Source organism: Paracoccus spongiarum (assembly GCF_030732095.1).
In the GTDB taxonomy this organism is placed as follows: domain Bacteria; phylum Pseudomonadota; class Alphaproteobacteria; order Rhodobacterales; family Rhodobacteraceae; genus Paracoccus; species Paracoccus spongiarum.
On sequence record NZ_JAVAMQ010000028.1, the window covers coordinates 1 to 23,895 of the forward strand.

General features: G+C 64.0%; 29 protein-coding genes, 1 pseudogene and 1 riboswitch. Of the genes and pseudogenes, 19 read left to right on the top strand and 11 right to left on the bottom strand.

The window, feature by feature from the left end; all coding sequences use genetic code 11:
- Window positions 1–406 precede the first annotated feature (406 nt).
- Together Q5Y72_RS17995 and Q5Y72_RS18000 are read left to right on the top strand one after the other, a co-directional pair.
- Window positions 407–643, top strand: a complete 237-nt coding sequence (locus tag Q5Y72_RS17995; RefSeq protein ID WP_305964807.1) for a type II toxin-antitoxin system CcdA family antitoxin — start codon at window positions 407–409, stop codon at window positions 641–643.
- On the top strand, window positions 643–945 hold the full coding sequence (locus Q5Y72_RS18000) for a CcdB family protein (RefSeq protein ID WP_305964808.1): 303 nt from the start codon (window positions 643–645) through the stop codon (window positions 943–945). Before Q5Y72_RS17995 ends, Q5Y72_RS18000 begins: the two co-directional genes overlap by 1 nt.
- Before the next feature lie 132 nt (window positions 946–1,077).
- Here Q5Y72_RS18000 and Q5Y72_RS18005 read toward each other — a convergent pair whose 3' ends face one another.
- Window positions 1,078–1,428 (bottom strand): hypothetical protein, encoded by a 351-nt coding sequence (locus Q5Y72_RS18005; protein WP_305964809.1) that lies wholly within the window; start codon window positions 1,426–1,428, stop codon window positions 1,078–1,080.
- Between Q5Y72_RS18005 and Q5Y72_RS18010 the strand changes: the two genes are divergently transcribed.
- Complete coding sequence (locus Q5Y72_RS18010; protein ID WP_305964810.1) at window positions 1,412–2,419, top strand: hypothetical protein; 1,008 nt, start codon at window positions 1,412–1,414, stop codon at window positions 2,417–2,419. The two genes, Q5Y72_RS18005 and Q5Y72_RS18010, sit on opposite strands and share 17 nt — an antisense overlap.
- Window positions 2,420–2,430: 11 nt before the next feature.
- Here the strand turns inward: Q5Y72_RS18010 and Q5Y72_RS18015 are convergent, their stop codons facing one another.
- The 4 genes from Q5Y72_RS18015 to Q5Y72_RS18030 form a co-directional block, all read right to left on the bottom strand.
- Complete coding sequence (locus tag Q5Y72_RS18015; protein ID WP_305964811.1) at window positions 2,431–3,180, bottom strand: CbtA family protein; 750 nt, start codon at window positions 3,178–3,180, stop codon at window positions 2,431–2,433.
- An 18-nt stretch (window positions 3,181–3,198) separates the two neighbouring features.
- Window positions 3,199–3,375: a CbtB domain-containing protein gene (locus Q5Y72_RS18020; RefSeq protein WP_084450957.1), complete on the bottom strand. Its 177-nt coding sequence runs from the start codon at window positions 3,373–3,375 to the stop codon at window positions 3,199–3,201.
- A 34-nt stretch (window positions 3,376–3,409) separates the two neighbouring features.
- Window positions 3,410–3,626: riboswitch (cobalamin riboswitch) on the bottom strand.
- Between the two features lie 25 nt (window positions 3,627–3,651).
- Window positions 3,652–4,119 carry a Cu(I)-responsive transcriptional regulator gene (gene cueR, locus Q5Y72_RS18025; protein ID WP_443147232.1) on the bottom strand — a complete coding sequence of 156 codons (468 nt, stop codon included), beginning with the start codon at window positions 4,117–4,119 and terminating at the stop codon, window positions 3,652–3,654.
- Window positions 4,120–4,126: 7 nt separating this feature from the next.
- Window positions 4,127–6,598, bottom strand: coding sequence for a heavy metal translocating P-type ATPase (locus Q5Y72_RS18030; protein ID WP_371930865.1), 2,472 nt, complete (start codon window positions 6,596–6,598; stop codon window positions 4,127–4,129).
- 174 nt (window positions 6,599–6,772) lie between these two features.
- On the opposite strand from Q5Y72_RS18030, the gene Q5Y72_RS18035 reads away from it, so the two are divergent.
- From Q5Y72_RS18035 to Q5Y72_RS18045, 3 genes are all read left to right on the top strand, one after another.
- Complete coding sequence (locus Q5Y72_RS18035; protein ID WP_112312896.1) at window positions 6,773–6,961, top strand: heavy-metal-associated domain-containing protein; 189 nt, start codon at window positions 6,773–6,775, stop codon at window positions 6,959–6,961.
- A gap of 30 nt (window positions 6,962–6,991) precedes the next feature.
- Entirely contained in the window at window positions 6,992–7,408 is a 417-nt protein-coding gene (gene copM, locus Q5Y72_RS18040) for a CopM family metallochaperone (RefSeq protein ID WP_370206778.1), read from the top strand.
- Between the two features lie 250 nt (window positions 7,409–7,658).
- A complete protein-coding gene (locus Q5Y72_RS18045; protein ID WP_305964813.1) occupies window positions 7,659–9,605 on the top strand; it encodes a copper-translocating P-type ATPase in 1,947 nt (648 codons plus the stop codon).
- Between the two features lie 5 nt (window positions 9,606–9,610).
- Here Q5Y72_RS18045 and Q5Y72_RS18050 read toward each other — a convergent pair whose 3' ends face one another.
- From Q5Y72_RS18050 to Q5Y72_RS18060, 3 genes are read right to left on the bottom strand one after another with little or no spacing between them, the layout of a single operon-like run.
- Window positions 9,611–10,198 (bottom strand): cobalamin biosynthesis protein CobQ, encoded by a 588-nt coding sequence (locus Q5Y72_RS18050; RefSeq protein ID WP_305964814.1) that lies wholly within the window; start codon window positions 10,196–10,198, stop codon window positions 9,611–9,613.
- Between the two features lie 4 nt (window positions 10,199–10,202).
- Window positions 10,203–10,964: a DsbA family protein gene (locus tag Q5Y72_RS18055; RefSeq protein ID WP_305964815.1), complete on the bottom strand. Its 762-nt coding sequence runs from the start codon at window positions 10,962–10,964 to the stop codon at window positions 10,203–10,205.
- Between the two features lie 2 nt (window positions 10,965–10,966).
- Entirely contained in the window at window positions 10,967–11,530 is a 564-nt protein-coding gene (locus Q5Y72_RS18060; protein ID WP_370206773.1) for a L,D-transpeptidase, read from the bottom strand.
- A gap of 521 nt (window positions 11,531–12,051) precedes the next feature.
- Here Q5Y72_RS18060 and Q5Y72_RS18065 point away from each other — a divergent pair.
- The 11 genes from Q5Y72_RS18065 to Q5Y72_RS18115 all read left to right on the top strand — a co-directional run bounded on the left by Q5Y72_RS18065 (window position 12,052) and on the right by Q5Y72_RS18115 (window position 20,326).
- Entirely contained in the window at window positions 12,052–12,612 is a 561-nt protein-coding gene (locus tag Q5Y72_RS18065; RefSeq protein ID WP_028030802.1) for a L,D-transpeptidase, read from the top strand.
- 4 nt (window positions 12,613–12,616) lie between these two features.
- Window positions 12,617–12,991 carry a hypothetical protein gene (locus Q5Y72_RS18070; RefSeq protein WP_235933393.1) on the top strand — a complete coding sequence of 125 codons (375 nt, stop codon included), beginning with the start codon at window positions 12,617–12,619 and terminating at the stop codon, window positions 12,989–12,991.
- A 188-nt stretch (window positions 12,992–13,179) separates the two neighbouring features.
- Complete coding sequence (locus Q5Y72_RS18075) at window positions 13,180–13,800, top strand: c-type cytochrome (protein ID WP_305964817.1); 621 nt, start codon at window positions 13,180–13,182, stop codon at window positions 13,798–13,800.
- A 2-nt stretch (window positions 13,801–13,802) separates the two neighbouring features.
- Complete coding sequence (locus Q5Y72_RS18080) at window positions 13,803–14,786, top strand: c-type cytochrome (protein ID WP_305964818.1); 984 nt, start codon at window positions 13,803–13,805, stop codon at window positions 14,784–14,786.
- Window positions 14,787–14,796: 10 nt separating this feature from the next.
- Window positions 14,797–15,204: a FixH family protein gene (locus Q5Y72_RS18085; protein ID WP_305964819.1), complete on the top strand. Its 408-nt coding sequence runs from the start codon at window positions 14,797–14,799 to the stop codon at window positions 15,202–15,204.
- Window positions 15,194–15,685 (top strand): hypothetical protein, encoded by a 492-nt coding sequence (locus tag Q5Y72_RS18090; RefSeq protein WP_305964820.1) that lies wholly within the window; start codon window positions 15,194–15,196, stop codon window positions 15,683–15,685. Before Q5Y72_RS18085 ends, Q5Y72_RS18090 begins: the two co-directional genes overlap by 11 nt.
- A gap of 62 nt (window positions 15,686–15,747) precedes the next feature.
- Window positions 15,748–16,425 (top strand): ferric reductase-like transmembrane domain-containing protein, encoded by a 678-nt coding sequence (locus tag Q5Y72_RS18095; protein ID WP_305964821.1) that lies wholly within the window; start codon window positions 15,748–15,750, stop codon window positions 16,423–16,425.
- Window positions 16,412–18,364, top strand: coding sequence for a penicillin-binding protein 2 (gene mrdA, locus Q5Y72_RS18100; RefSeq protein WP_305964822.1), 1,953 nt, complete (start codon window positions 16,412–16,414; stop codon window positions 18,362–18,364). The genes Q5Y72_RS18095 and mrdA overlap by 14 nt, the downstream gene beginning before the upstream one ends.
- A gap of 47 nt (window positions 18,365–18,411) precedes the next feature.
- On the top strand, window positions 18,412–18,837 hold the full coding sequence (locus Q5Y72_RS18105; protein ID WP_305964823.1) for a c-type cytochrome: 426 nt from the start codon (window positions 18,412–18,414) through the stop codon (window positions 18,835–18,837).
- 110 nt (window positions 18,838–18,947) lie between these two features.
- Complete coding sequence (locus Q5Y72_RS18110; RefSeq protein WP_100196062.1) at window positions 18,948–19,673, top strand: DsbA family protein; 726 nt, start codon at window positions 18,948–18,950, stop codon at window positions 19,671–19,673.
- The gene (locus Q5Y72_RS18115; RefSeq protein ID WP_305964824.1) at window positions 19,670–20,326 is read left to right on the top strand and encodes a hypothetical protein; all 657 of its coding nucleotides are present in this window, start codon (window positions 19,670–19,672) and stop codon (window positions 20,324–20,326) included. Before Q5Y72_RS18110 ends, Q5Y72_RS18115 begins: the two co-directional genes overlap by 4 nt.
- A gap of 62 nt (window positions 20,327–20,388) precedes the next feature.
- Here the strand turns inward: Q5Y72_RS18115 and Q5Y72_RS18120 are convergent, their stop codons facing one another.
- Both Q5Y72_RS18120 and Q5Y72_RS18125 read right to left on the bottom strand, forming a co-directional pair.
- On the bottom strand, window positions 20,389–20,856 hold the full coding sequence (locus Q5Y72_RS18120) for a DUF411 domain-containing protein (protein WP_149143152.1): 468 nt from the start codon (window positions 20,854–20,856) through the stop codon (window positions 20,389–20,391).
- A 98-nt stretch (window positions 20,857–20,954) separates the two neighbouring features.
- Window positions 20,955–21,566, bottom strand: coding sequence for a hypothetical protein (locus tag Q5Y72_RS18125; protein WP_305964825.1), 612 nt, complete (start codon window positions 21,564–21,566; stop codon window positions 20,955–20,957).
- 208 nt (window positions 21,567–21,774) lie between these two features.
- Here Q5Y72_RS18125 and Q5Y72_RS18130 point away from each other — a divergent pair, with 208 nt between their 5' ends.
- Window positions 21,775–22,107, top strand: a complete 333-nt coding sequence (locus Q5Y72_RS18130; protein ID WP_305964826.1) for a hypothetical protein — start codon at window positions 21,775–21,777, stop codon at window positions 22,105–22,107.
- A gap of 66 nt (window positions 22,108–22,173) precedes the next feature.
- Complete coding sequence (locus Q5Y72_RS18135; protein ID WP_305964827.1) at window positions 22,174–23,760, top strand: multicopper oxidase family protein; 1,587 nt, start codon at window positions 22,174–22,176, stop codon at window positions 23,758–23,760.
- 23 nt (window positions 23,761–23,783) lie between these two features.
- Here Q5Y72_RS18135 and Q5Y72_RS19970 read toward each other — a convergent pair.
- Window positions 23,784–23,882: pseudogene (locus Q5Y72_RS19970) on the bottom strand (peptidoglycan DD-metalloendopeptidase family protein); the annotation flags it as partial.
- Between the last annotated feature and the right edge of the window lie 13 nt (window positions 23,883–23,895).

Here is a 23,895-nt window from a genome sequence, read left to right on the forward strand (position 1 = left end):
GATCGACCCCATTCCTAGCATAACAACCAAAGCCGCCTGATCATGCCCTCAGGCCATCCGCGAAATTACACCACCTTGACGGACGTGACCTCAGCTTATGGGCCGCGTATTGTTCGTGACGTCGAATCTGCAACAGAACGCAGGAACGATACAGCGCGAATGCATGTAATGGTTCGGCGATCAAGATAGTCAGTTAGTTCAACGTTTCGCGACGGACGTGTTGCGGTTTATGCCATATACACCTGAACCTGACGAGCAGGCCGCCAGAATGCGACGCTTCTCGGCGGCTTCGACATCCTCGAGGAGCCTTGCAGTCCGTCGCCCGCGCCGCTGGTGACCATTCTAAAACCGAACCTTGCCTGACATCGCTATGCGCATGTATAATGCGCATCAATCGAGGTGAATCATGCAAGCTCAAACTGCCCCCCGAAAGCCTACTAACCTGACCCTGGACTCGGTTTTGCTGACCGAGGCCCGGTCCTTTGGCGTTAATCTGTCCCAAGCCGCCGAAGCCGGTCTGCGCCGCGCTGTTGCCGCTGCAAAGGCCGAGGCCTGGCAGCGTGAGAACGCGGCCGCTTTGACCAGTTCGAACGCCTGGATCGAGGCGCGGGGCCTGCCCCTCGACCCCTATCGTCAGTTCTGATGTCCCGCTTCGATGTCTACCCCCGCCCCGGTGGGGCGCCGGGCTATGTTCTGGACGTGCAGGCCGATGTGCTGAATGGTCTGAACACCCGGATCGTGGTGCCGCTCCTGCCTGTCGCGGAGGCTCCGACTCCGGCGAAGCAGCTTAATCCTGTCTTCGAGATCGGCATGGAGCCGCATGTCATGGTCACCCAGTTTCTGGCAGCGATTCCACGTGCGTTGCTGCGTACTCCCGTCACCACGCTGGAGGATCATGACAGCGAGATCATGGCGGCGCTGGATCTAGTTCTGGTGGGCTTCTGACAGCAGCGCTGTTGACGGTCTTTTCCTGAAGCTTGGCGAGGCCGATCTGCCATTTCGAGTGGACGTCATGCTTTCGCAGCGGCGCAACACGCGCGCCGCACCGCGTTGCCCGATGGACCCGACCAACCTGCGTCAGCGCCCGGAGAGTTCCTCCAGAATGCGCCTCTGCTCGTCGCCGTCCAAATCCTGCAGCAGTCGCCGGACCATCCGGATCCTGCCGCGCGTTCCGAGGCGGTAACGTGCCAGCTTTCGCCCGGCGGCAAGAAAGACGGCCCGGAGGTCGTCGAAGCATGCCGTCCGGGCCCAGAACTCGGCATCGCTGGTGGCGTCGAGGAAAGAGGCCGGCGGTGCTCCTGTCCGCCATTCCTCGAGGATGATGGCCATGATCCGTTCGGGGCAGTGTCCCGGGTGGTGGTGTAGGAGGCCGCGCGCGGAACCTCCGGCGTAGCGCAGCGCGCGGCCGCGGGTGACGCTGGCGGTCATCGCCGATCTGTGGTTCCTGCCGGGTCCGATTGAAGCCGAGCCCGACGATCTGCCGCCCGGCCCTAGGGCCGAACCCCGCGAGACTGCGATCCTCGACGACTGGCGCAAAGCCGAGGCGGACAATGCCGCGCGGCTCGCCCGTGTCGCAGGTCGGCTCGGTGGGCTGGACGAGCGGTTGCGGAGGGGGCCGGAAGGCTGGCGCCACAGGCTCGCCCTGATCGAAGCGGCCGACCTAAGCTGGTTCGCAGGCGACCGTATCGGGCCGGATCGACTGGCGCTCTGGATCGCCCTGCGCCTGTCTGGCGTGCAGGACGACACTGTCGCGCTGGCGCGGGTCGGATGGGCGGTTCGGCGCCTGATAGGGGGACCAGGGCCGGAGGTGGACCTGGCTGCTTTTGTGGATCGCCGTGACCCCGAGAACTTGGCGGATGAGGCGGAGCCCTTTGCGGATCGCGCGGGCGGTTGGCTGGACCTGATGGCGCAAGCTGCCGACCTGCACCCGATCAGCCGTGCCTGCATGGGCTTTCACATTTGGAGTTTGGCGGGTCTCGGGCAGCACGGAGACCGGATGGAAGCGGCTGTCACGGCCGCGCGGATTGCGACCGGAGAGGGCAGGGGAGCGATATTTGCCCCTCTCGCCATGGGCGGGGCAGGCGGGCTGCGCGCCGGTGGCACTGCTGCTGACCGACTGGTGCGATGGCTCGACGGGATGGAGACAGCAAGCCGGACCGCGATGCGGCACCTTGACGACATCGAGGCTTGGTCAGCGCGGTCCGAAACCGAGATGGTCACGCTCTCGGGCAAAACGCCCCCAGCCTTGCGCGCAGTTCTGACCGAATGGCCCCTTGTCTCCGCCCCAATGGCCGAGGCAATCACCGGCGCCAGTCGCGCGGCCGTTCAGCGGAACATGGCCTGGATGCAGGCGCGAGGTTTGATCCGAGAAGTGACCGGGCAGGGAAGATTTCGCATGTGGTGTGCACGCGCAGCCTAGGTTGCCTTCTATCACCCCGGCTCCGTCAAACCATCAGCATCGGCCTTCGCGCCTGCTTCCGGCAAAAGCCGCAAGAGTGCAATGGCCAGCACCAGCCAACCGATCAGGTTCACGCTTAGCACGCGCGCCGCATAGAGCGCCGCAAGGTCGGGCGGCACTGCCGGGGCAGAAACGGGTGGCAAGGGCGCTCCGAAAAGGTGGGGTGCCAGGATCAGGGCAAGGCCCGCGAGCCGCCCGGGCCAAGACCGCAACCCCGCAGCAAAGAAAATGCCGGCAGCCGTCATCGCGACAGTCGCAACCCACCAGAGTTGCCGGTCCGCCAGTTCCGCTGCCTCCATTCCGGGCAGTTCGGGCGGAAGGTCGATTGCAGGCGCAAGGGACAGGACGGCAAAGCCGAAAAGGCCGAGGGCTGTGGCCGGGATCCTCCCGCCGCCGGGCAGAGCCCGGAACGCGGTCAGGCCGGCTCCGGCCAGCAGGCCAAAGCCCGCCCAGGTGAGGATCAGGGTCAGGACCGTCAAGCCATTGCGCACAAGCAAGTTTTCCGTATTTTCCGCGCCCTGCGCATCATGGCCGGGCGTTTCTAGCGGGTTAGGTGCAGGGTCGGGCTTGTTGCTCTCGATCCCGATCAGAACGAGTTCGCCCGTCTCATACCGTTCAGCCTCGACGATCAGGGGTTGGATGAGAAAGAACTGAAAAACGGCAGCCACGAGGCCCGCGATGGCACCCGCGATTACCCCGCCGGACAGCAAGGTCTTTGTCATGTCGATTATCCAGAAACGTCAGTGGCAGGGAAAACCGGTCGCATGACGTGTGTCATGCGTTGCAGCGTGCAATGCGTCAGGCGAAGCAAAACCAGCGGCAAAGATCAGCACTGCGCCAATAAGCGCGCTGGTCAGGATTGGTCCGAACTGGCTCTTCGATTGCTCCGCTGTGGCGGACAGGATTCTGGTGGACATGAAGGTTCTCCGCCCGTCACACCCGACGGGATTAGGGTTGCGCCATCGCTTGGCCGGTCTCCTGGCTCGCGGATTAACACAGTCCTTCGCCTTCCCGGGCATTGGCCCAGTGGCACGATAAAGGACCGCTACCGCATACAGTCGCGGGGGCGGCTGAGGCCTCGGGCGCCGCAATTGGGTCCGCCCTTCCTCATTCCCGATTGAGTTCCAGGACTCTGCGCCCCTTGAACACCAAACAATGAGAGCTTTGCGCCGAACCCCCGCGAAGTCAACTGACTACCGGGAGTGAAAATGCTGCACCGGTACTGCTTTGCCGCTCTGCTGTGTCGTGCAATCAGATCCATGCTCCACCCCGTGCCCGAGGTCAGCCAGGATTGGGCCGTCGGGCCGGTGATCGCCGCAGCATGCGTCGGCTAGGTGGCGCAGTGTGTCGATCATGGCCTGCATCTCGCGCACCTTCCGTTCGAGGCCGTCGATCTGGTCCGTCGCAAGGCGTTTCACATCCGCGCTTTGACGGGTCCGGTCGCGCCAGAGTGCCAGAAGCTCTTCGATCTTCTCGACCGAAAAGCCAAGGTCGCGGGACCGACGAATGAACCGCAGCATCTGCACTTCAGTCGGAGAGTAGACGCGGTAGCCTGATCCGGTCCGCCCTGCGGTGGGAATAAGGCGAATAGATTCGTAGTAGCGGATCATTTTGGCCGACACGCCCGAGGCCTTTGCCGCTTCACCAATGTTCATGATCATGCCTCCTTCAATGCACAACTGCGGCCTGGAACCGCCGCAGCCGGAGGGCGTTTCCAAGAACAAAGACCGACGACAAGGCCATCGCGGCGGCAGCGAAGATCGGTGACAGAAGAACGCCGAAGCTCGGCCACAACACGCCCGCGGCAACAGGGATCAAGGCAGCGTTATAGGCAAAGGCCCAGAAGAGGTTCTGCCGGATGTTGCGCATCACGGCCTTGGACAGCGCGATGGCGTCCGATACCGCCGTCAGGCGACCGGTCATGAGCACGACGTCCGCCGCCTCGATTGCTACGTCGGTCCCCGTTCCGACAGCAAGGCCAACGTCAGCCTCGGCCAGGGCCGGGGCATCATTGATGCCGTCGCCGACATAGGCGAGCTGTCCCAACGCCTTCAGTCGCTTGACTGCGGCGACCTTGCCGTCCGGCAGCACTTCGGCCACGATCTCGTCGATGCCGAGTTGGCGGGCGATGGCGCCTGCGGTGCGGGCGTTGTCGCCAGTGATCATCGCTACTTTCAGCCCCATAGTGTGCAGGGCGCGGATTGCCGTTGGCGTGGTCTCCTTGATCGGGTCCGCGACAGCAAGGATGGCAGCGAGTTTGCCGTCGATGGCGGCATAGAGCGGCGACTTGCCTTCGTCTCCCAATCGAGCGGCAGTATTCCCAAAGGGCGATACGTCAATCCCCAGTCGGGCCATGTAGCGATCAGCGCCGATCTCGATCCGCTGCCCGCCCGCCTGTGCAGTGACGCCGAAGCCGGTAACGGAGTCGAAGGCTGTGACGGCGGGCAGGGACAAACCTTCGTCTTCTGCGGCCTTTACGATGGCGCGGGCGATCGGGTGCTCGGACTTCGCTTCGACGGCTGCCAAGAGTGACAGAACGGCGGCGCGATCGAAACCTGGTGCAAGATCGAGGTCGGTGAGGCTCGGCCTGCCCTCGGTTAGCGTGCCGGTCTTGTCGAGTGCCACGACCTTCACCCCCTGAAGAGACTGGAGCGCCTCGCCCTTGCGGAACAGCACCCCCATGTCGGCCCCGCGCCCGGTGCCCACCATGATCGAGGTCGGCGTGGCGAGGCCCATGGCGCAGGGGCAAGCGATGATCAGCACGGCTACGGCATTGACAAGACCGAAGGTCAGCGCGGGGTCGGGGCCGAAGATCAGCCAGACGGCAAAGGTCAGTGCTGCAAGCGCCATCACTACCGGGACGAACCACATCGTGACCTTGTCGACGAGTGCCTGGATCGGCAGCTTGCCGCCCTGTGCCGCCTCGACCATGCGAATGATTTGAGCGAGCATCGTCGCCTCGCCCACCGCGGTGGCGCGGAACGTGAAGGCACCTGTCTGGTTTACAGTCCCGCCGGTTACCCCATTCCCAGCGGTCTTCTCCACCGGCAGCGGCTCGCCCGAAATCATGCTCTCGTCGATCCAGCTTGCGCCAGTCATTACCTCGCCATCGACTGGCACCCGCTCACCGGGACGGACCTCGACGACATCTCCCGGGCGCACCTCGGAAACAGGCACCTCGACCACCCCGCCGCTGCGGATCACCCGGGCTGTCTTGGCCTGTAGGCCGACCAGCCGCTTGATCGCCTCGGACGTGCGTCCTTTGGCGCGCGCTTCGAGGTAGCGACCGAGCAGGATCAGCGTGACGATCACCGCCGCCGCCTCGTAGTAGACATATGTTGTCCCGGCAGGCAGGAGCCCTGGAGCGAAGGTGGCGACCAGCGAATAGCCGTAGGCGGCCGAGGTGCCGACGGCGACCAGGCTGTTCATGTCGGGGGTGAGGCGGGCAAGCGCAGGCAGGCCCTTGCGGAAAAAGCGCAAGCCGGGGCCGAAGAGGACTGCCGAGGTCAGGGCGAACTGCAAATACCAACTGTTCTGCATCCCGATCGTGTTCATTACGGCCATGTGGACCGACATGAACAGGTGCGACCCCATTTCCAGAACGAAGACCGGTAACGAAAGGGCGGCAGCGATTACAACATCTCGCTTCAGCAACGCTTCTTCTGCGGCCTTTTTCGCTGTCGCGCCATCATGCGCAGCCATAGCTGGGGCTGCGGGGCGGGCGTCATATCCCGCGTCTGCTACCGCTCGGGTCAGCGCCGCCACATCGGCCGATCCTCGCACTGTTGCCCGCTCGGTAGCCAGATTGACGGTGGCAGACGCTACCCCCGGCACTGATGCCAACGCCCGTTCGACCCTCGCCACGCAAGAGGCACAGGTCATGCCTTCGATAGCGAGATCGATGGGCTTTGCTGGCACATCGTAGCCCGCATCTTCGACGGCCTTCACCAATGCAGCGCGATCGAGCGCCACGCCCGTAACCTCGGCTCGCTCGGTTGCAAGGTTAACTGATGCTGTCGTCACCCCCGGCACAGCCTTCAGTGCCCGTTCGACATGTGCGACGCAGGACGCGCAGGTCATCCCGTCGACGTCGATCGTCATAAGATCGGTATCAATTCGAGACGATTGCTTTGCGAGCATGTTCATCACGGAATTCCTTTCAGGGATGCCTCCGCCGTATGAGATACGGCTTCCCATAATGGTAAGGTCAAGGGGCAACCTGAGATTCGTCATCACGGCTTTGTGGGCTTGACCTTACAACCGTGGGAACCCCTATCTGGTGGTGCATGAGGCAAAACCCCGAAGGAGGCACTCATGCAGTTCCATATCGAGAACATGACCTGCGGCGGTTGCGCCCGCAGTGTGACGAAGGCGATCCAGTCGGTGGATCCGGCCGCCGACGTCAAGGCGGACCCGAGCACGCACAAGGTCGAAGTCACGTCCGCAGTTGCGCGTGATCGGCTGGTCGCGGCCCTGACCGAGGTCGGCTACGCCCCGGCCTGAAGCATCCAAAACATTACAGGACACCCGAAAATGAAAAAACGCACAGTCGTGCTCTCCGCAGCAGCCATTGCCCTTGTTGGCGGCCTTGCCATAGCCCAGACCATGGAAGGGATGGACCATTCCAAAATGGGCGGAATGGGAGACATGGGCATGATGAGCCACACGTCGCTGATCCCGCCGGAACTCGCCGACAATCCGTCTGCACAGGCCTATGCCGCCGCCATGGACAAGATGATGGCTGACATGATGGTCCCCTATACGGGTGATGCCGACGTCGACTTTGTGCGAGGCATGATCCCGCACCACGAAGCCGCAGTCGCCATGGCGCAGATCCAGCTGGAACATGGAACCGACCCTGAAATCCGCAAGCTCGCGGAAGAGGTGATCGCGGCTCAGGAAGCCGAGATTGCCGAGATGAAGGCCTGGCTCGCCGCACGCGGCCTGTAAGGCTCTTCAGTGGCGTGCGGGGTGGCTTGCTCCCGGCCATCCCGCCGCCCGACTGGCAGGGGCACTTGATCCACCCTGGCAACGTGAAAGGAGCGCAGCTATGTCGGATGCACACCGGAACAAGCATCATCAGCATGGACATGGGATCGCAGCGGGCTCTGGGCCCGCCGACGTTCAGTCGGGCGCTTCGGCAGCCACTGATGAGAGACCTGCAACTGCACATGCAGGACACCATGCCGGGCATGGCGACATGGTCGCCGACTATCAGCGCAGGTTCTGGGTCTCGCTGGTACTCACGATCCCTGTTCTGATCCTTTCGCCCATGGTGCGCGACTTTGCGGGGCAGGGGATGACGCCGCTGTTTACCGCCGAGGAGTGGGTCGCACTTGCCCTGTCCTCCATCATCTACTTCTGGGGCGGTTGGCCTTTCCTGACTGGCGCGCTTCCGGAGATCCGGACGGGCCGTCCTGGGATGATGACGCTGGTCGCACTGGCGATCTCGACCGCGTACTTCTATTCCGCCGCCGTCACGCTGGGCCTGCCTGGTGGTGAGCCGTTCTATTGGGAACTGGCCACGCTGGTGACCATCATGCTGCTGGGTCACTGGCTGGAAATGCGGTCGGTTCTCGGTGCATCGCGGGCGCTGGAGGAACTGGTGCGCCTCTTGCCCGACAACGCGCTGCGGGTGACGGCCGATGGCGGCACCGAGGAGGTGGCGGTGGCGGCGCTGATCGCCGGCGACCGGGTGGTGATCCGCCCGGGCGCGAAGGTGCCAGTGGACGGCGTGATCACCGACGGCGTCTCGTCGTTTAATGAGGCGATGCTGACGGGCGAGTCGAAGCCCGTGACGCGCACGGCCGGCGAGACCGTTATCGGCGGGGCGGTCAACGGCGAGGGCGCGGTCACCATCGAGGTCAAGGCAACTGGGGAGGCGACCTACCTTTCGCAGGTCATCGCCATGGTAAAGGCCGCGCAGAACAGCCGGTCGCGCACCCAGGACCTTGCCACCCGCGCGGCCACAGTTCTGACCTGGGTGGCCATCACCGTCGGCCTGGGTTCGTTCGTCTGGTGGATCTGGGCGGGCGAAAGCGTCACCTTCGCACTGGAGCGGATGGTGACGGTGATGGTCATTGCCTGCCCCCACGCGCTTGGCCTTGCCGTGCCGCTGGTGGTGGCAGTCTCGACGTCGCTGGCGGCCAAAAACGGCCTCCTGATCCGCGACCGCGCAGCCTTTGAGCGCGCGCGCGACCTGAACGCTGTGGTGTTCGACAAGACAGGTACACTGACCGAGGGGCGGTTCGGGGTCAGCGATATCGTCATGCTCGACGGTGGCGATGCAGCAGTGGCGCTGCGCATGGCAGCTTCGGTCGAAAGCCAGTCGCAGCACCCGATCGCGCAAGGCATCGTGGCCGATGCCAAGGCCAGGGGGATCGACTTTCCCGCCCCGGAGGGGCTGCACAGCATTACTGGCGCCGGCGTCACCGCTCGGGTGGACGGAGAGGACGTGGCCATCGTCAGCCCCGGCCACCTGCGTCGGCAGAACACCCCTGTGACAGATCCGCGCCTTGCGGCACTGGAGGAGGCGGGCAAGACAGTTGTTGTCCTTGTGAGGGGCGGCAAGCCGCAAGCACTCTTCGCGTTGGCCGACATCGTGCGGTCGGAATCTCGCGATGTTGTGGCGCGCCTCAAAGCCAGGGGTGTGCAGTCGATCATGATGACGGGTGATGCGGAAGGCGTAGCCCGGTCGGTCGCAACCGAGCTGGGGCTGGACGAATACTTCGCTCAGGTCCTGCCCGATCAGAAGGCGGCCCGGGTCAAGGAATTGCGTGCCCGGGGACTGAAGGTTGCTATGGTCGGTGACGGTGTCAACGACGCCCCGGCGCTGGTCGAGGCCGATCTTGGCATCGCCATCGGCGCGGGCACGGATGTGGCGGTAGAATCAGCCGATGTCGTACTCGTCCGCTCCGACCCGCGTGATGTCGAGGCCATTCTCGGCCTGTCGCGGGCCACCTACAACAAGATGGTGCAGAACCTGATCTGGGCCACCGGATACAACGCCTTTGCCATCCCGATGGCGGCGGGGATCACCTTCGGCACCGGGTTCATGATGACCCCGGCCATCGGTGCTGTGTTCATGTCAGCCTCGACCATCATCGTCGCGATCAACGCCCAGCTTCTGCGCCGCTACCAGGGCTGACGCACCTATCCCATGCCATGAAGCCCATGCAGGCTGCCTGTCATTAGAACTGGAAGCAGGACGGGTGCGGCGACGACAAGGACCAGCAGACGCTCCCGCCATCGCGCCAGCCGCCAACACAGGATGGCGGTCAATGTCACGACCAAGGCGACCTCGAACAATCCGAAAACATTGCCGTAGAACCGCGCGTCCCAATAACTGACCGGACTGCGGAACACCCAGTCCGAGACGGGCCAGAATTGGCGGCGGGCGTCATCGTGATGGGTCAGGAAATCCGCAAGGGCATGCAGGAGACCGGCACCCGCAAAGGCGCGCAGGATGATCTGTCTGCGCCAGACAGCCAACCCGAGCAGCCCTCCCCAGATAAAGAAGCTGTGGTCAATCGCAAAGACCGACTGCCAGGTCTCCGAGAAGAAAAGCGTGCTGAAGACCTCATGTTCTGGCACGCCAACAACCCGGATCGCCCAGAGCACCATCGCAAACATCGGCAGGTCCGGGGCCAATCCTCCTGCGAGCGCTGCGACCAGTATTGACGGAACCAGAGGCCGCGGGAAGACAGCAGCCCCGATCAGCATGTGCGACGGCGTGTTCATTGCTTCAGCAGACCGGATCCGGCATGGATGATTCGTCCTCTGCAATCCGGCGCAGCAGCGCATAGGGGAGCGCGCCGTTCAGGACGGTCCGTCCCACCACCAAGCCTGGAGTGCCGACAAATCCGAAAATGTCGGCAAGTGCCCGCGTCCGGTCGAGGTCTGCCTGCACTGCCGGGGATGACATGTCGCGGGCCAGCCGGTCGACGTCGAGACCGACGTCGGCCGCCACGCGCAGAACTGAGGCCTCCTCGGCTACGATCGGTGTTCGCATGAAGCGGCGGCGAAGCTCCTGCTGCTTGCCTTGCCGTGCAGCCGCGACCGAAGCGCGCGCGGCAAGCTCGGAGGGCGGTCCGAAGATGGGGAGTTCATGCTGGACCAGCCGGAAGGAAACGGGAAATTCGGTCAGTAATGTGTCGAGGTCCTGCTCCAGTGCCCGGCAGTAGGGGCAGCGGAACTCGCTGAAATAGGCAATCGGCACGACTCCCGGCGTACCGTCGGTGCCAAAGAGGGCAGGGCAAGGGTCGACACGCACAACGTCAGCACGCGCGCGGCGCTGGTCTGCATCTTCTGACGGCGGATCAAGGCCAACGAATGCCGGCGTTGCTCCGGACGTTTGGCCATCCCCTTCAAGGCGGCGAAATGGCGGCAAATCCGCAATGTCGGCATAGCGAGGCCCGCGGCCCGGGAGCCGGTCCCAGGGAAGGGCTCGCAGACCATAGATCAGGGCAACGATCCCGCCGAAGACGAGAAGGTCGCGGCGTTTCACGGTCACACCACGGTCACCGGCGTTCCAACCGGCACCTGTTCGTAGAGCTGAATCACATGCTCGTTCAACATCCGGATGCAACCGTTCGACACGGACTGGCCGATTGACCATGGCTCGGTCGTGCCATGGATGCGGTAGTAGGTATCCCGCCCTTCCCGGTAGAGGTAGAGCGCCCGCGCCCCGAGCGGGTTGTTCGGCCCGCCGGGGACGCCGTCGGCGAACTGGGCATAGCGGTCAGGATTGCGGCGGATCATGTCGTTCGTCGGTCGCCAGGACGGCCATTCGGCCTTGCGCTCGATGATCGCGGACCCCCTGAAGGCAAGCCCGGCCTTGCCGACACCGACTCCGTAACGGATCGCACGTTCGGTATCGAAGACATGGTAGAGAAAGAAGCTTCGCGGGAACACGAGGATCTGTCCGGGCGCGTGCTGCTCGCGGACGCGCACCTCGCGGGGCTGGAATTCGTCGGCCAGCACGAATGGCTCTGCGGTATGCGCCCGCAGGATGGTGGGCGAGGTCAGCGCCGCCATTGCGGCCCCGCCAATGAATAAGCGTCGGGAAATCATGCTGTCTCCTGAGAGGAACGAGAAGGACCGGGTTCGTTCAGGAGAAGTGTCGCGGCGGCGGAGTGTGGGGGGCCAAACTGCGGCTGGAGCCCATGACCGGCGTGATCTCGAAATGCGACGATCCGGCCACCGACATCAGAGTGACGAGCACTGGCTCGCCGGGAAAAACGAGCTGACATGTCCCGTGTCCTGATCCCTCGCCGCAGAGAGCGTCCGGTAGCAGGGGTTGGGCGTGAAGTGCGTCAGCATGCGCTCCGTGCGGCGATCGTTCTAAATGCGCCTGTCCGAAGAGGGTGGCGAGCAGGAGGAAACTGCAAAGGAGGGCCATCATCAACCGCATGGCTGAAGCATAGCCCCAGTCACCTAAATGCCGACTGATCACATCGAGGTGAGGCGCAAAATTCCTTCCAGGATTGGCGAAAACGCAACGCATTCACCTGTTTGTGACCCGGCCGCGATGCAAAGCCGTTTGACCTTCCCACGTTGGAAGGAAGCAAACCTTGCCCAAAAAGGAGCAGAACATGCGATTCACTCGACGGCTTTTTGTTGCCGGAGCACTTGCCGCGCCTTTCGTGACCGGTCGCGCCGCCAGCGCGTCGGAAGACACGCCTGGCCCGGTCCGTAACAACATCTCGGCTTTTCGCACCCACGAGTGGCAGGATCACTTCGATGCTCTGGGCGTCGGGATCATCATCTCCGACACGACAGCCAAGGTCCTCCAGCACTGGACGAGCGACGGTCAAATGTACCTCTACCCGACCTCGGTCCCGCTGTCGGACGAGCTGACCCGCCGGGGCTATACCGAGGTCGTCGAGAAACGGGTGAACCCGAGTTGGGCCCCGACACCGTCGATGCGGGAAAGGAACCCGGAATGGCCGGCCTTCGTGCCTGGCGGCGACCCGACCAACCCGCTCGGCACCCGCGCCCTTTACCTGTCGTGGCAATACTACCGCATCCATGGTACACACGACACGCGCAAGATCGGTCGCCGCTCGTCGAACGGCTGCATCGGGCTCTACAACGAACATATCGAGGAAGTTTTCGACCGGACGCCGGTCGGGACGCAAGTGAAGCTGATCTAGCAAGATGAAACCTTCGTCGACCTCACCGAACCCACTCAAGAACCTGTTTTCGCGCGGGTCGTTTCGGTTCGTGTCGATGTGGCTTCTGTCCGTGGTGCTGACGCTTGGCTTGGTCCTCGGACAGACCGCAGAGGCGGGCCCGGTCGAGGATCATCATCCCGGCACGTCGGTCGAGATCGCGGGCAACGCCGGGCAAGAGACCGCGCCGGCACCTGCTTGCCACCCGGGCCTCGCCTGTTCTGTTTTCGTGCTGCCCGATGGGCCGGTCACAGCACTGTCGTTGTCAATCGTGATCACTCTGCGACCGGACCTGACACAGTCGCAACGCCGCTTTGGCGGCCCGTCCGTCACCCTGCCTCCCCCCCGAACCCGGATCTGACAGTCAGGCCGGACGTGCGTCTGACGGTTCGATAGGCTCTCCGCAGCTCTGTCGACAGTTCAATCTCTGTCAGCCTGACACCAGACAGTTGTGCAAGCCGCGCGACCCGCCGGAGGCGGGACGCGGGATCGGTCAACAACAAGAAACCAAGGGCAGTCAGGCAGATGAAACCACAATGGACAGGCGCTTTGGCGCTTGCCGCTTCTGCAGTTGCGGCAGTGGCGCTGGCACATAACGGGGCGACGGGTGTCGTCCTGGAACGGATGAACGGGATGACGGCGATGCGGGACACGGTGGCGGAGCTGGCGCCGATGATGCAGGGCACGGCTCCCTACGACACATTCATCGTGTCAGAGGGTGCGAGTGTCATCGCTGGTCACGCGGGCGAGACGATGCTGTCGCTGTTCCCGGAAGGCAGCCTCGAAGGGGTGACCTATGCCAGGCCGGAGATCTGGTCCGACTGGCAGGACTTCGCAGCGCTTGCAGGAGAATTGAAGACCTACGCCGACGCTCTCGCCGTGGCGGCTCCGAACGGGCTGGAAAAGGCGCTTCCGCCCGCCGACGATATGGCCGGGATGGATCATTCGGCAATGACGATGACCCCGGCTCCGGAAGTCAAGGAGGGTTTCACAGTAGCGGAGCTGATGGGCTACGGCGAAAGAACCCAAGAGCTCCAGGTCGCGCGCGGCACATCGGACCCGGCGACGCTGGCGTTCGATCTGACGACGTTGGCCGCTGACGACCTCTTCACCCGGATCAGCGCCACCTGTTCGTCCTGCCATTCGCAGTACCGTGCGGGCCGGAACTGACCATGCGGGGTTTGATCCGCGCTTCCGTCATTTTCCCGGCCGTGGCGGCGAGCCTCGGGGCCGGTGTCCTGGCGCTATGGCCCATCGGCGCGCCAGAGCCCGCCGCATTCCCGCCGGGGGATGCGGAACGCGGCGCCTATTTGGCCCGCGCCAGCGGTTGCGTGTCCTGTCACACCAACGCGACCGCCAAGGGGCTGGCGCTCGCTGGAGGTGCCCCGCTCGACACACCCTTTGGCACTTTCGTGCCCCCGAACATCACCCCGCACACCACTGCGGGGATCGGTGCATGGACCATTCAGGATTTCGCCAAGGCTGTTCGCCAGGGAGTCTCTCCGGAGGGTGACCCCTACTATCCGGTCTTCACCTATTCGTTCTACGCAGGCTTCACCGATCAAGAGATCGCCGACCTGTGGGAAGCATTCCGCACCGTTCCGCCGGTTGCGGATGCTGCCCCGACGCATGATGTCGGGTTTCCGTTCAATTTCCGCTCGGGCCTGAAGCTCTGGCCCGCCGCCTACCTCGACGCGCCGAAGACGGATGCGCTGATGGGCACATCATCGCCATGGAACCGCGGGCGTTTGCTGGTCGAAGGGGCGGCGCATTGCGCGGCCTGTCATACCGGCCGAACGCTTGCGGGCGGCTTGGACGACTCCGCCCGGTTCGCCGGAAATGACAGCCTTCCCGGCGGCAGCAAGGCACCGTCGATCCTGACAGCCGATCTCCTCGAACGCGGTTGGACGGTCGCAAATATGGCCTATGCCCTGCAGACGGGCCTGCTGCCCAACGGGGATGTTTTTGGCGGCAGCATGGCCGAGGTCGTGGCCGAGGGCACCTCGTACCTGACCGACGCCGACCGCGAAGCCATCGCGACCTACCTGCTCGATCCCGCCGGCAGCGGGGACATTCCGGAACCCGCTGCTCCTGTCACGGAGACCCCGATGGCGGGAATGGACCACTCGCAAATGGAGATGGGCAATGAGAACTAGAGTGCTCGCAGTGGCGCTTGCTCTGGGCGTCTTTGCCCTTGTGGCCGCGTTCATCTGGGCGACGGTGCGCACGCTCGATCCGCGAGACACCGTTGCGGATCGGGACGTGCCGACGGCCGAAGTGTCGGAAGTCCTTCCGGATGGTCGGATCGACGTCCAGGTCTATGCGCTCGGAAACCGGGATGTCCGCCTCGAGATCCAGTTCACACCGGATGCCGATGCCATCGAATCTGCTGCCATGAGGCCGGACGTGAACTTCGCGATGTTGGAGATGCATATGGACGGCTTTGATCCGCCGCTTCAGTTAGTCGAGGCCGGGGTCTGGCGAGCAAATCTCAAGTTGCCAATGGCTGGACGTTGGGTGGTCAGTGTTGGCTTTGGCGAGGATCGTGCAGAGGTTGAATTTGATGCAAAGTGACGGACCGACACAACAAGCAAGGTACGGTGACACCCTTCACCGGGGCATTCGCGGCATCGCTTTCGGCATCGCGCTGTTCGCCGTTCTCGGGACGGTGACCGCGGTCTGGGCGAACCCCGTCTTTGTCCGCATGACCCCGGTTGGCCCGTGGGAGTTCGGGGCCACCGTCCTGACGGCACTCTTGGCTGGAGTGACAGTGGCGCTCTGGGTTCCCCGATGCAGACTGGGGACGTCCGGGGCAGGCGGTCTTGCGAGTTTCCTCGGCATCGCCTGTCCGACCTGCAACAAGGTCCTGATGCTGATCTTCGGTGGTCCGGCGCTGCTCGCCTGGTTCGATCCGGTCCGACCTTGGCTCGCGGCAGCCGGGGCCATCGTCATGGGCTTTGCTGCCTTTCGCACCTGGCAGGCATTTCGCGAGTCCCGATCTGACCTTCAGATTGTCGGCGGCGTTGAAACTCACTTGACGGGAGGCCCGCAGTGACAGCGTCAACTGGTTTGCGATCATTGATGCGCGGGCTGGCCCGGAAGGCGCCGGTTCGGCACGTGCTTTTGGCTCTCCTTGCGACGGGGCTTGTGCTGGGCTTTGCGGCGGTTCACGCGCAGTTCAGCCCGATGCACCGCTGGAACCGCGCCTTCGGGGATGCCTCGCTTGTGCTGATCTCGCTGTCGATGGGGTTGGGGCCGCTGACACGCTTCCTGCGCGCGGCGGTACCGCTGCTGCCGTTCCGCCGCGAGATGGGTATCCAAGGCTGCCTCTTGGCCGTCGTCCATGCGGCGATAGTCCTTGTCGGTTGGGTCGAATGGGATCTGATGCGGCTGTTCGGGTTCGAATGGCACCCCGAACTTCTGGCCTATGTCATGTTCCAGCATGGTTTCGGGCTTGCCAACGCCATCGGGATCGCGGCCCTCGTCCTTGCGGTTCTGCTTGCCGCTACGTCGAGCGATTTCGCGATGCGGCGTCTGGGGCTGTCCGGCTGGAAGTTCCTGCAGATGGGCGTCCTGCCGATGTGGTGGCTGACCGTCGCCCACGTCGCCTACTTCCTCTTCATGCATTTCCTGAGCTTCCATCGGGCGACGCCACCGCCGAACCCGCTTCAGCCCTGGTTCGTCGGACTTGTGGTTCTGGTCCTTGGTCTGCGCGCTGCGGCCTACGTGAAGACCATCCGCGCCAAGGCCCTGTCCGAACTGCCGGGAGAGGAGGCAAGCCGTGCGTCGATCTGAACGCGATCTCGCGCACGCGGCAAAGAAGACGACCCGGCGGTCCCTCCTGCTGGGTGGGGCGATGTCCTCGGTGGTCGGTGTTCTGGGCTTCCGGATGTGGCAACTGGGCGTCCGCGATGCTGAACAGTACTACCTTCTGGCCGAAGAAAACCGGATCAGCCTGCGGCTGGTACGTCCCGACAGGGGTCGCATCTTTGACAGTGCTGGAAAGATCATTGCGGATAACGAACAGGCCTACCGCATCACGCTCGTGCGGGAGGAAGCACGGGATGTCGAAGATGTCCTCGAGAAGCTGCGTCTACTGCTTGGTTTAGACGAGGAGACACTGACCAAGGTCCGCGAGCAGACGGCGCGCGTGCGGGCATTCGTTCCGATTACGGTAAAGGACCGGGTCACCTGGGACGAGCTTTCCATCGTGGCCTTGAACTCTCCCGTGCTTCCCGGTGTTCACCCCGAGATGGTCCTGTCCCGCGTCTATCCGTTTGGGCCGGATTTCGCCCATCAGGTCGGCTATGTGGGACCGGTTAGCGACAGCGATCTGGAAAACGAGGCTGCCGACAATGAGCCGCTGCTCCGCCTTCCCGATTTTGAAGTCGGGAAGACTGGGGTCGAACGCAGCCACGAGAGCGCCCTGCGCGGACTGCCGGGAACCCAGCGGGTTGAGGTCAATGTCTCCGGCCGCACGATGCGCGAGCTGGCGCTTGACCCTGCCACTCCGGGCCCGGACATGCAGGTCACCCTCGACCACCATCTGCAGAACTTCATGCGGGTCCGGCTGGAAGGGCAAAGTGCCGCTGCGATCGTGATGGACGTGACGAACGGCGATTTGCTTGGCTGCACCTCTGCGCCCTCCTTCGATCCGAACCTCTTCGTCCGCGGGATTTCCAGCCGCGACTACGGCGCGCTCCGTGATAGTGAGTTCCGCCCGCTTGCCGACAAGACGGTGCAGGGGGCCTATCCGCCAGGATCGACGATCAAGATGTCGAATGCATTGGCCGCGCTGGAAACCGGGCTGATGGACCCCGAAGAGACTGTCGCCTGCAATGGCTATGTAGAGATCTCCGGCCGAAGGTTCCACTGCTGGAAGCGCGGCGGTCATGGCCGGGTGAACATGGTCGGCGCCCTGCGAGAGTCCTGCGACGTCTATTTTTATGAGGTCGCTCAACGTATCGGCATCGATGGCATCTTCGCGATGAATGACCGGCTTGGACTGGGTCAGAAGTACGATCTGCCGCTGTCCGGAATGGCGCATGGCAACAACCCGTCCCGCGCTTGGAAGCAGGAACGTTACGCAGAGGACTGGCTGATCGGTGACACCATCAATGCCTCGATTGGCCAAGGCTTCACGCTCACCTCGCCGATCCAACTTGCAACCATGACTGCACGACTGGCATCGGGGACCGCCATGCTTCCCCGGCTGGTGCGGCCGCTTGCCGGGCCGGACCAGGTAATGGTTGCTCCCGCACCGCTTGGTCTCTCTGCCGAAGCACTGGCCATCGTGCAACAGGGCATGTTCGAGGTCTCAAACCATGAGCGCGGGACGGCCTATTCCTCGCGGATCGCCGATCCGACATTGGCGATGGCCGGCAAGACGGGAACGAGCCAGGTCTTCTCGATCACCGCTGCCGAGCGGTCGGCAGGCGTCCGCTCGCAGGACGAGCTGCCGTGGAACCGGCGCGATCACGCGCTGTTCGTGGCCTTTGCACCCTTTGACGCGCCCCGCTTTGCTGTCACGGTCGTGGTGGAACACGGCGGCGGCGGGTCAACGGCAGCGGCGCCAATTGCGCGCGACATCATGCTGTTTGCGCAGCATGGCGGCCTGCCGCCTGAGGACGCCTATCCGACATCGCAGAGGGCGCGCATACGGGAGGACCTGGCCCTGCTGTCCGAACGCATCCTGCCGCCGGACGGCACGACCGCCACGGTGAGCCGGACATGATGCACCGTCTCAGAAGAGCATTGTGCCGAAGCGTTCCTGGGGCTGTCATGGCCGCAGTCACCCTCGTTCTTCCGTTGGTTCCAGCCCAAGCGTTCTTTCACGACACGCCGGACATCGAAGACGGGCGAGTCATTTACGCGGCCAAGTGCGCCTCCTGTCACGGTGCCAACCTGGAAGGGCAGCCGGACTGGCAGTCGGCGAAGGAGGATGGCACCTATCCCGCGCCGCCCCACGACGAGACCGGCCACACCTGGCACCACGGGGATGCGATGTTGCGGGACTACATCCGTCGCGGCGGACAAGCGGTGCTGGACGATATGGGGGTCGACTTCACCTCCGGCATGCCCGGGTTTGGCGGTGAGCTGACCGAGGACGACATCGAGGCCGTCCTCGCTTATATCCGGTCGACCTGGCCCGACCGCATTCGTGCCGCACAGGCTGAACGCAGCCAGATGGAAGCAGGTTCGCCTTGAAGCCGCAAGTAAGGCCACCGACCTCCCAATTCCCGCTTGCCTCTCCAGGGACTAGAGGGTGCAGACCGCCTGAAACTCAAAATCTTCATCCGTCACACAAGGCTCTTCCCATGCGCGTCACGTCAATCCTGTTTGCTATCACGCTCGTTTTCGCTCCCGGCCTCACCCTGGCGCAGGAGATTACGGAAGATCGGATCAAGGAACTGGTCGCCGAAACCTTGCGCGAGAACCCGGAGCTTGTGCTCGAGGCTCTCCAGACGCTGGAGGCGCGCCAGGCAGAGGCCCAAGCTGCCGCCGTTGCCGCGACCCTGGCCGACGAGCGCGCCCTGCTGGAGCGCGACCCCAACGCTCCGGTCCTCGGCAACCCGGAAGGCGACGTGACGGTGGTGGAGTTCTTCGATTACAACTGTCCCTATTGCAAACGCGCGATGCCTGAAATCGACGCCCTGCTGGCCGAGGACGGAAACATCCGTCTTGTTCTGAGGGAATGGCCAATCCTTAGCGAAGGATCAGCGATCGCGGCGCGGGCCGCTTTGGCTGCACGGAAGCAGAACAAGTATGCTGAACTGCACAATGCGCTGATGGGTGCACGGGCGAAGTTGGACGAGCAGTCGGTGCTGCGGATCGCGGGCGAGGTCGGACTCGATGTCGAGCAGCTCAAGGTCGACATGCAATCGCCCGAAGTCGAGGAACATATCGCCACGTCGCTACGTCTGGCCGAGGCTCTCGGCTTCAACGGCACACCGTCATTCGTGGTGGGTGATCAACTGATTCCAGGCTTTGTCGAGAAGGCTCAGCTTGCCGAGGTGGTGGCCGCCGCGCGGGCCGCCGAATGAGTATCCGTCTTATGCGTCTCTTCGGTTTCCGACTTCAGCGGCCTTTCACGATCACTGAGACGGTCTTGGGCCGGATCAGGCATTCCGTCGTGGCAGCCACTTTGTGGATCGCCTTGACAGGGATTGCTTCGGCGCATTCATTCACCGTCGGCCCTCTGGTCGTCGGCGAGGACGTTGACGCAAGTCTGGCAGAAGCGGTGCGCGGTTTCCTCCTAGCGGCCGACGAACGGGACGGGCCCGCCAACGAAACATCGGACGGACATCTCGGTGGGGTTGATGTGCAACTGCTGCCGCTGCCACGAGATGCGGCGGGGCTGGTCGAAGGACTGTTCGGTACGCCCGACGAGCCGACCGATGTCGTCATTGTCATTGGCGCCGAACCCGCGGCCAGCGACGCCGCGCGCGCGTATGCCTCGGCAAGCACGGTCTTGCGGCAGTTCGTACTGCCGGATGGGTGGGACAGCGCAGACGGAACCGATGGTTTTGTGTCGCGTTACCGGCTCGCCTATGGCGCAGCGCCCGGCGTAATGGCGGGGACGGCCTATCATTCGGCTCGCAGGCTCGACGCCGCAGTCAGACCGTTGGACGGTGTGGTACCCAAGGAAGCACTGCTAAACGCCTGGAGGTCAACCGAATCCGGTCTGTCCTGGTGACCCGGGAACCAATGGCGCAAGGCGTCATTGGTTCTGGGCAGTCCTTGCACGACTGAACGGGATCAGGCTGCAGGGTAGCTCGTGAAGACGCTACTGCTGCCGTCCAACCCGACAAGGATGACGTCATAGGCTTCGCGCTCGGTCTCGGGTCCCATGCCGGGTGACCCGTAGGGCATGCCAGGCACGGAGAGACCGACGGCGACGGGTCGTTCAGCCAAAAGACGGCGGATGTCGGCGGCGGGAACGTGCCCCTCGACAGTATAGTCGCCGATGGTGGCGGTGTGGCAGGACGCGAGGTCTTCCGGAATGCCACGCTCGCGCTTGAACGCCGCAAGCTCTTCGATGCTGCGTTCCTCGAAGGATACCCGAAAGCCGCTGTCGCGCAGATGTCCGATCCACCCGTTGCAGCAGGGGCAGCCGGGGTCCTTGACGACGTGGATGGCTTCGTCGCCCTCGGCAAGTGCTGGGGTAGCCGCAATGGCGGCCAGCCAAGGAACGGCGGCGAGAACCTTGCGCCGGGACAGTGTCATGATGTCGGCCTTTCGTTGGAACTTTACGGGAAACATAGCTGCAAGTGCGGGGATCGGCGAGCAAAGTCTGATGAACCCGGCGACAGATCACCGAAATGCTACTCCAGCCTTGGGTCCCCGGCTTGAACCAGCAGAACCCCGTGGTTCTCGTCGGCGTCGTCGTCGGTGATCGTCCGTGTGGAGACGCCCGGCAACTCGGCAAACCCCTCCATCATCCGTTTCGGAAACCAGGTCATCGGCAGGCTTTCAAATCCGGGCACCCCTTCCAGCACCCGCGACAGCGCGATGGTGCAGTTTGCTTTCGGCACCGCGCCATAGGCCATTGCCCGCTGCATAATCAGTTCCGCAACCTCGGGCGATACCTCGACCGTCTGTTCAACCACGTCGTATGTCTCGCGGGCGTGGTAGTCGATGTAAAAATCCACCATCTTCGGGGTGACCCCGAAGTGCACGTCGTTGCGCTCGGGCAGCCGGGGATGCCGCCAGGTGCCAGCCGGATCGAACAGCACGCGCTGCGATCCGTTGATGAGCAGGCCCGCATGCGCTCCCGCTCCGCTGCGTGTCGAGAGGACCGTGAAGAGCGTGACCGAGGTCGGGCCGGGATGCTCGTAGCGGGCGGCGGCCACGGCCTCCTCGGGTGCCCAGATCGGTTCGGCACCGCAGGATGCCAGGCCAAGGATTGCCGCCATGGCGAACAGAAGTTTCCACATCGATTCACTGTCCCGCGTTTTGCGCAGGTTCTGCGCAATCGCGACGGATTCCAGTAAACTCTGCGATAGTGGGGCAGGGAATTCGGAAACTCGGCTTTGATGCCGCAGCTTTAGAAATCGGGGGGCCGATCAGGGACACCAAACTGTCAGGTGACGGAAGCGGGCCATCCTGATAGATGTCTCAGATATGGCGCTTCTCACGTTTCGCATGCATGTCCTGATCCTCGCCGCCTACGTCCTGGCGGCAATCCTTCCCGTATTGGCTCTGGGCGAACGGCAGCAAGCTCAGGCAGACCATGCGCAGATGATGGCGATGGCCGGCCACCTGGCGCACATGCCCGCGACTGACGGCCCGAAGGACCTGACGCAGCAGCTGATCTGTCAGCAGCACTGCCTGCTCGCGGCAGCGACCTTTCCTGCGCCGGACCGGGTTGCGGAAACTCTCGCGCGGTCCTCCGTTGTGGAGGCTGGCGTCGACATCCTTGCCGCCTCGCTGGCCAATCCGCTCCCGGGGCCGCCTCCCAAGATCGCCGTGATCTGAGCCTGCGGTTCCGGCCTTCGCCGGGGACCGTTTGTCCAATTCACGACGCGATACAGGAGAATTCGCATGTCGCCCTTTTCTCGCCGCGGCTTTCTGGCCGCTTCTGCGGCCACGGCCGCTTCACTGATGCTTCCCGCGCGGGTCCGGGCCCAGTCCGGTCGTTTGTCGCTGACCGCCACCACCCGCACCATCGACGTGCGGGGGAGAGCCGCAACCGTCTGGGGGCTTCTGGACGGCGCTGGCCGGTCCGGCCTTGTCCTCGATCCGGGCCAGGCTTTCGCGGTCGATCTGACAAACACACTGGCCGAGCCGACGATCATTCACTGGCACGGGCAGATTCCGCCCAATGCGCAGGACGGCGTGCCCGACCTGCCGATGCCGGTCCTCCAAGCCGGCGAAAACCGCGCCTACGATTTCGCCGCGCGACCGGGTACGCACTGGATGCACGCGCACATCCCGACGCATGAGATGATGCTGCTTGCAGCACCTCTGGTGGTGCGTCGGCCCGAGGACATTGCTGCCGACCGGCAGGAGGTGACGCTGTTCCTGCACGACTTCGCGTTCAAGCCACCTGCCGAGGTGCTGGCCGAGATCACCGGCGGCGCGTCGATGGCCGGGATGGATCATGGCCAGATGGGGCAGGGCGGCATGGACCATTCCGGAATGGACATGGGTGCCATGGGTCAGGGGGACATGATGGCGATGCCGGGGATGGATGGCATGGCGATGGACCTGAACGACTACAACTTCGACGCCTATCTTGCCAATGATCGCACGCTGGACGACCCCGAAGTGGTTCAGGTCGACAAAGGTGGGCGCATCCTTGTCCGCGTCATCAACGCTGCGGCCGCCACCGTGTTTTGGATCGACACTGGCGCGCTGCCGGGACGGCTGGTCGCGGTGGACGGCGAGCCGGTGCAGCCTTTGCCCGGCAGCCGCTTTGGCGTCGCAATGGGCCAGCGGCTGGATATCGAACTGGATGTGCCGGGCGAGGGCGGGGCCTTCCCGATCCTTGCCCTGCGCGAAGGTGCCAGGGAAAGGACGGGTGTCATCCTTGCCACGCCGGGCGCGGCGGTGACCAGGATCGCCGAGATGTCGGAGGCCGACCATCCGGCCTTCAGCGGCGATCTGGCGCAGGAGGGTGCTCTGCGCGCCGTCACCCCGCTGCCCGAACGCGCGCCAGCCTCGCAGCCGATGCTGATGCTGGGCGGCACCATGATGCCCTATGTCTGGACGATCAACGGCCAGACTTGGGGGTCCCATGTGCCGGTGACTGCGAAATCCGGCGACCGAGTCGAGATCATGTTCCACAACATGTCGATGATGGCGCATCCGATGCACCTGCACGGCCACGCCTTCCAGGTAGTGGGTGTCGGCATGGACCGGATCGCAGGCGCGGTGCGCGACACCGTGCATGTGCCGCCGATGGGCATGGTGACGGTCGCGGTGGACGCGGGCGAGGCGGCGCGGTGGATGCTGCATTGCCACCACATGCCGCACCTTTCGACCGGCATGATGACCGAGTTCGCGGTGTCGGCCTCGCGGCGCCATGTCGTCAGCGCATCAAGATCCTCGGACGAGGCAATCTCTTGTTCCGGCAGGGCTTCCCGGTCCGTCGGATCGACCGGCCGACCGTCAACGCGGACCTCGTAGTGCAGGTTCGGGCCGCTCACGAGGCCCGTCGCGCCAACGGCACCGATGCTGTCACCGGCCTTGACCCGGGTGCCTTCCCGAACATCCTCGGCAATCTCGGACAGATGGGCATAGCGCGTCACAACCCCGCCGCCG

Coding starts and splice junctions, on each gene's coding strand:
- Q5Y72_RS18120 (WP_149143152.1), bottom strand. CDS start 20,856: ATGACACTGTCCCGGCGCAAGGTTCTCGCCGCCGTTCCTTGGCTGGCC.
- Q5Y72_RS18035 (WP_112312896.1), top strand. CDS start 6,773: ATGCAGTTCCATATCGAGAACATGACCTGCGGCGGTTGCGCCCGCAGT.
- Q5Y72_RS18125 (WP_305964825.1), bottom strand. CDS start 21,566: ATGTGGAAACTTCTGTTCGCCATGGCGGCAATCCTTGGCCTGGCATCC.
- Q5Y72_RS18105 (WP_305964823.1), top strand. CDS start 18,412: ATGGCCGCAGTCACCCTCGTTCTTCCGTTGGTTCCAGCCCAAGCGTTC.
- Q5Y72_RS18065 (WP_028030802.1), top strand. CDS start 12,052: ATGCGATTCACTCGACGGCTTTTTGTTGCCGGAGCACTTGCCGCGCCT.
- Q5Y72_RS18000 (WP_305964808.1), top strand. CDS start 643: ATGTCCCGCTTCGATGTCTACCCCCGCCCCGGTGGGGCGCCGGGCTAT.
- Q5Y72_RS18045 (WP_305964813.1), top strand. CDS start 7,659: ATGGTCGCCGACTATCAGCGCAGGTTCTGGGTCTCGCTGGTACTCACG.
- Q5Y72_RS18090 (WP_305964820.1), top strand. CDS start 15,194: ATGCAAAGTGACGGACCGACACAACAAGCAAGGTACGGTGACACCCTT.
- Q5Y72_RS18020 (WP_084450957.1), bottom strand. CDS start 3,375: ATGTCCACCAGAATCCTGTCCGCCACAGCGGAGCAATCGAAGAGCCAG.
- Q5Y72_RS18070 (WP_235933393.1), top strand. CDS start 12,617: ATGAAACCTTCGTCGACCTCACCGAACCCACTCAAGAACCTGTTTTCG.
- copM (WP_370206778.1), top strand. CDS start 6,992: ATGAAAAAACGCACAGTCGTGCTCTCCGCAGCAGCCATTGCCCTTGTT.
- Q5Y72_RS18060 (WP_370206773.1), bottom strand. CDS start 11,530: ATGATTTCCCGACGCTTATTCATTGGCGGGGCCGCAATGGCGGCGCTG.
- Q5Y72_RS18110 (WP_100196062.1), top strand. CDS start 18,948: ATGCGCGTCACGTCAATCCTGTTTGCTATCACGCTCGTTTTCGCTCCC.
- Q5Y72_RS18080 (WP_305964818.1), top strand. CDS start 13,803: ATGCGGGGTTTGATCCGCGCTTCCGTCATTTTCCCGGCCGTGGCGGCG.
- Q5Y72_RS18135 (WP_305964827.1), top strand. CDS start 22,174: ATGTCGCCCTTTTCTCGCCGCGGCTTTCTGGCCGCTTCTGCGGCCACG.
- Q5Y72_RS18005 (WP_305964809.1), bottom strand. CDS start 1,428: ATGACCGCCAGCGTCACCCGCGGCCGCGCGCTGCGCTACGCCGGAGGT.
- Q5Y72_RS18015 (WP_305964811.1), bottom strand. CDS start 3,180: ATGACAAAGACCTTGCTGTCCGGCGGGGTAATCGCGGGTGCCATCGCG.
- Q5Y72_RS18050 (WP_305964814.1), bottom strand. CDS start 10,198: ATGAACACGCCGTCGCACATGCTGATCGGGGCTGCTGTCTTCCCGCGG.
- Q5Y72_RS17995 (WP_305964807.1), top strand. CDS start 407: ATGCAAGCTCAAACTGCCCCCCGAAAGCCTACTAACCTGACCCTGGAC.
- Q5Y72_RS18030 (WP_371930865.1), bottom strand. CDS start 6,598: ATGCTCGCAAAGCAATCGTCTCGAATTGATACCGATCTTATGACGATC.
- Q5Y72_RS18115 (WP_305964824.1), top strand. CDS start 19,670: ATGAGTATCCGTCTTATGCGTCTCTTCGGTTTCCGACTTCAGCGGCCT.
- Q5Y72_RS18130 (WP_305964826.1), top strand. CDS start 21,775: ATGCATGTCCTGATCCTCGCCGCCTACGTCCTGGCGGCAATCCTTCCC.
- cueR (WP_443147232.1), bottom strand. CDS start 4,119: ATGATCATGAACATTGGTGAAGCGGCAAAGGCCTCGGGCGTGTCGGCC.